Origin of the sequence: Aliidiomarina sedimenti (assembly GCF_003986955.1) — a bacterium.
Classification (GTDB): Bacteria; Pseudomonadota; Gammaproteobacteria; order Enterobacterales; family Alteromonadaceae; genus Aliidiomarina; species Aliidiomarina sedimenti.
Map to the genome: position 1 here is coordinate 1 of NZ_PIPN01000008.1, position 5,266 is coordinate 5,266.

At 51.3% G+C, this 5,266-nt stretch carries 1 tRNA gene and 3 rRNA genes; all 4 read right to left on the bottom strand.

Features of this window, described 5'->3' with window-relative positions:
* Window positions 1–5 precede the first annotated feature (5 nt).
* The 4 genes from rrf to CWE12_RS13555 all read right to left on the bottom strand — a co-directional run bounded on the left by rrf (window position 6) and on the right by CWE12_RS13555 (window position 5,040).
* A 5S ribosomal RNA gene (rrf, locus tag CWE12_RS13540) occupies window positions 6–121 on the bottom strand.
* A 131-nt stretch (window positions 122–252) separates the two neighbouring features.
* Window positions 253–3,247, bottom strand: a 23S ribosomal RNA gene (locus CWE12_RS13545).
* A gap of 52 nt (window positions 3,248–3,299) precedes the next feature.
* Window positions 3,300–3,376, bottom strand: a tRNA-Ile gene (locus CWE12_RS13550).
* A 124-nt stretch (window positions 3,377–3,500) separates the two neighbouring features.
* Window positions 3,501–5,040: ribosomal RNA gene (locus CWE12_RS13555) — 16S ribosomal RNA — on the bottom strand.
* Together the 16S, 23S and 5S rRNA genes with 1 tRNA gene alongside form the textbook arrangement of a ribosomal RNA operon.
* Between the last annotated feature and the right edge of the window lie 226 nt (window positions 5,041–5,266).

Below are 5,266 nucleotides of genomic sequence, written 5' to 3' on the forward strand. Positions count from 1 at the left end.
TGGATGCCTGGCGGTGTCCTACTCTCACATGGGGAGGCCCCACACTACCATCGGCGCTGACATGTTTCACTACTGAGTTCGGAATGGATTCAGGTGGTTCCACGTCGCTATGGCCGCCAGACAAATTTGGTTCAACTTCAACAAGCTGCTGCAACATCAACGTCATCGTCTCGATAGACGCTGCGTTAAAAAATCTCTGTCAGTAATACCCTCAACACGCACTCGTGCAGAGTCATACGTCTTTGGTGTTGTATGGTTAAGCCTCACGGGCAATTAGTACAGGTTAGCTCAACACATTACTGCGCTTCCACACCCTGCCTATCAACGTCGTAGTCTTCAACAACCCTTTAGGGAGATTACACTCCAGTGAGAACTCATCTCAAGGCTCGCTTCCCGCTTAGATGCTTTCAGCGGTTATCGATTCCGAACGTAGCTACCGGGCAGTGCCATTGGCATGACAACCCGAACACCAGCGGTTCGTTCACTCCGGTCCTCTCGTACTAGGAGCAACCCCTTTCAATTCTCAAACGCCCACGGCAGATAGGGACCGAACTGTCTCACGACGTTCTAAACCCAGCTCGCGTACCACTTTAAATGGCGAACAGCCATACCCTTGGGACCGACTTCAGCCCCAGGATGTGATGAGCCGACATCGAGGTGCCAAACACCGCCGTCGATATGAACTCTTGGGCGGTATCAGCCTGTTATCCCCGGAGTACCTTTTATCCGTTGAGCGATGGCCCTTCCATTCAGAACCACCGGATCACTATGACCTGCTTTCGCACCTGCTCGACGTGTCTGTCTCGCAGTTAAGCTGGCTTATGCCATTGCACTAACCGTACGATGTCCGACCGTACTTAGCCAACCTTCGTGCTCCTCCGTTACTCTTTGGGAGGAGACCGCCCCAGTCAAACTACCCACCAGGCACTGTCCGCAATCCCGATAAGGGACCAACGTTAGAACATCAAACGTACAAGGGTGGTATTTCAAGGATGGCTCCACATCAACTAGCGCCAATGCTTCAAAGCCTCCCACCTATCCTACACATGTAGGTTCAATGTTCAGTGCCAAGCTGTAGTAAAGGTTCACGGGGTCTTTCCGTCTAGCCGCGGGTACACAGCATCTTCACTGCGATTTCAATTTCACTGAGTCTCGGGTGGAGACAGCGTGGCCATGGTTACACCATTCGTGCAGGTCGGAACTTACCCGACAAGGAATTTCGCTACCTTAGGACCGTTATAGTTACGGCCGCCGTTTACCGGGGCTTCGATCAAGAGCTTCTCCGAAGATAACCCCATCAATTAACCTTCCGGCACCGGGCAGGTGTCACACCCTATACGTCAACTTTCGTTTTAGCAGAGTGCTGTGTTTTTAATAAACAGTCCCAGCCACCTGGTCACTGCGACCACTATCAGCTCTGAGCGCGAAGCTCGTCACCAACAGTGGCGTACCTTCTCCCGAAGTTACGGTACTATTTTGCCTAGTTCCTTCACCCGAGTTCTCTCAAGCGCCTTAGTATTCTCTACCTGACCACCTGTGTCGGTTTCGGGTACGGTTCTGCATACCTGAAGCTTAGAGGGTTTTCCTGGAAGTATGGCATCAACAACTTCGACTCCTTAGAGTCTCGTCTCGTGTCTCAGTCTTAACGGGCATCCGGATTTACCTAAACGCCCAACCTACTCACTTTCACGCGGACTACCAACGCCGCGCTTGCCTAGCCTTCTCCGTCACCCCATCGCAGTATGCAGCAGTACGGGAATATTAACCCGTTTCCCATCGACTACGCGTTTCCGCCTCGCCTTAGGGGCCGACTTACCCTACCCTGATTAGCATGGGATAGGAACCCTTGGTCTTCCGGCGGGGGAGTTTTTCACTCCCCTTATCGTTACTCATGTCAGCATTCGCACTTGTGATACCTCCAGCAAACCTCTCGATTCACCTTCAACGGCTTACACAACGCTCCCCTACCACGTATCCGCATCCCAAAACCTACTCGCTCAGTGGTCTAATTAACCAGTGTGCTCCCTGACTATTTCAGGGGACGCTTTCGTTCACTGCGTGAACGTAAGCGAATAGTCTTTGGTGATGCGGATACATCCGCAGCTTCGGTGCATGGTTTAGCCCCGTTACATCTTCCGCGCAGGCCGACTCGACTAGTGAGCTATTACGCTTTCTTTAAAGGATGGCTGCTTCTAAGCCAACCTCCTAGCTGTCTGTGCCTTCCCACATCGTTTCCCACTTAACCATGACTTGGGGACCTTAGCTGGCGGTCTGGGTTGTTTCCCTCTCCACGACGAACGTTAGCACCCGCCGTGTGTCTCCCGGATAGTACTCACTGGTATTCGGAGTTTGCATGGGGTTGGTAAGTCGGGATGACCCCCTAGCCCAAACAGTGCTCTACCCCCAGTGGTATTCATCCGAGGCTCTACCTAAATAGATTTCGGGGAGAACCAGCTATCTCCGGGCTTGATTAGCCTTTCACTCCTAGCCACAGGTCATCTCCTAATTTTTCAACATTAGTGAGTTCGGTCCTCCAGTTGATGTTACTCAACCTTCAACCTGCCCATGGATAGATCGCCCGGTTTCGGGTCTACACCTTGCAACTCGACGCCCAGTTAAGACTCGGTTTCCCTACGGCTACCCTATACGGTTAACCTCGCTACAAAATGTAAGTCGCTGACCCATTATACAAAAGGTACGCAGTCACACCACGAAGGTGCTCCTACTGCTTGTACGTACACGGTTTCAGGTTCTATTTCACTCCCCTCACAGGGGTTCTTTTCGCCTTTCCCTCACGGTACTGGTTCACTATCGGTCAGTTGGGAGTATTTAGCCTTGGAGGATGGTCCCCCCATATTCAGTCAAGATAACACGTGTCCCGACCTACTCGTTTTCACTTACTAAGGTTCTTCGTGTACGGGGCTATCACCCTGTATCGCGGCACTTTCCAGAGCCTTCCACTAAACCTTAATGAGCTTAAGGGCTGATCCGCGTTCGCTCGCCGCTACTAACGGAATCTCAATTGATTTCTTTTCCTCCGGGTACTTAGATGTTTCAGTTCTCCGGGTTCGCTTCGTTAACCTATGAATTCAGTTAACGATACTGAGCAAGCTCAGTGGGTTTCCCCATTCGGAAATCCATGATTCAAATGCCTCTTACTGGCTTATCATGGCTTATCGCAAGTTAGTACGTCCTTCATCGCCTCCAACTGCCTAGGCATCCACCGTGTACGCTTAGTCACTTAACCATACAACCCAAAAACGTATAAGGGGGAACCAACGCAGTCCAGCGCGACAAAATGGTGGGTCTGAGTAGACTTGAACTACCGACCTCACCCTTATCAGGGGTGCGCTCTAACCAGCTGAGCTACAGACCCAGTATCCTTTTACTATCGCACACGCAATTACGCGCGACATGCACTGCATGTCAGCGATTTGTATTCATACCATTATCAAAGCCAATTCAATCTGTGTGAGCACTCACATCTTTTGAGCTATCGTTAAGGAGGTGATCCAGCCGCAGGTTCCCCTACGGCTACCTTGTTACGACTTCACCCCAGTCATGAACCACACCGTGGTAAACGCTCTCCCGAGGGTTAAGCTATCTACTTCTGGTGCAGCCCACTCCCATGGTGTGACGGGCGGTGTGTACAAGGCCCGGGAACGTATTCACCGTGGCATTCTGATCCACGATTACTAGCGATTCCGACTTCATGGAGTCGAGTTGCAGACTCCAATCCGGACTACGACGCGCTTTTTGAGATTCGCTTGCATTCGCATGCTTGCTGCCCTTTGTGCGCGCCATTGTAGCACGTGTGTAGCCCATCCCGTAAGGGCCATGATGACTTGACGTCGTCCCCACCTTCCTCCGGTTTATCACCGGCAGTCTCCCTAGAGTTCCCACCATTACGTGCTGGCAACTAAGGATAAGGGTTGCGCTCGTTGCGGGACTTAACCCAACATCTCACAACACGAGCTGACGACAGCCATGCAGCACCTGTCTCAGAGTTCCCGAAGGCACTAATCCATCTCTGGAAAATTCTCTGGATGTCAAGGGATGGTAAGGTTCTTCGCGTTGCATCGAATTAAACCACATGCTCCACCGCTTGTGCGGGCCCCCGTCAATTCATTTGAGTTTTAACCTTGCGGCCGTACTCCCCAGGCGGTCAACTTAGTGCGTTAGCTGCGTTACTCACGTCTTAAGACACGAACAACTAGTTGACATCGTTTACGGCGTGGACTACCAGGGTATCTAATCCTGTTTGCTCCCCACGCTTTCGCTCCTCAGCGTCAGTTTTTGACCAGGTGGCCGCCTTCGCCACTGGTATTCCTTCCAATATCTACGCATTTCACCGCTACACTGGAAATTCTACCACCCTCTTCAAAACTCTAGCTTGCCAGTTCAAAATGCAATTCCAAGGTTGAGCCCTGGGCTTTCACATCTTGCTTAACAAACCGCCTACGTGCGCTTTACGCCCAGTAATTCCGATTAACGCTCGCACCCTCCGTATTACCGCGGCTGCTGGCACGGAGTTAGCCGGTGCTTCTTCTGTGGCTAACGTCAATGGTACTAGCTATTAACTAGCACCCCTTCCTCACCACTGAAAGTGCTTTACAACCCGAAGGCCTTCTTCACACACGCGGCATGGCTGGATCAGGCTTGCGCCCATTGTCCAATATTCCCCACTGCTGCCTCCCGTAGGAGTCTGGGCCGTGTCTCAGTCCCAGTGTGGCTGATCATCCTCTCAGACCAGCTAGAGATCGTCGCCTTGGTGAGCCGTTACCTCACCAACAAGCTAATCTCGCTTGGGTTCATCTGATGGCATGTGGCCCGAAGGTCCCACACTTTGGCCCGTAGGCATTATGCGGTATTAGCCACCGTTTCCAGTGGTTGTCCCCCGCCATCAGGCAGATCCCCAAGTATTACTCACCCGTCCGCCGCTCGTCATCATCTAGCAAGCTAGACATGTTACCGCTCGACTTGCATGTGTTAGGCCTGCCGCCAGCGTTCAATCTGAGCCATGATCAAACTCTTCAATTAAAGATTTTGATTTTTGCAAGTGCTCAATGAATCGTTGGTTCTTCTAAAATAGAAGTAATTAATTACTTGAATCTTATGGTCACCAGCATTTCAAGAGCAAATTTTGACCCTACCTGCAGGACAAGCCTGTGGTTGAGATCTGCTACCGAAGTAGCTTTTTAAGTTGCTCAATCAATGTAAGTGCCCACACAGATTGCTTGGCTTTGATAGATTGTTAAAGAACGTT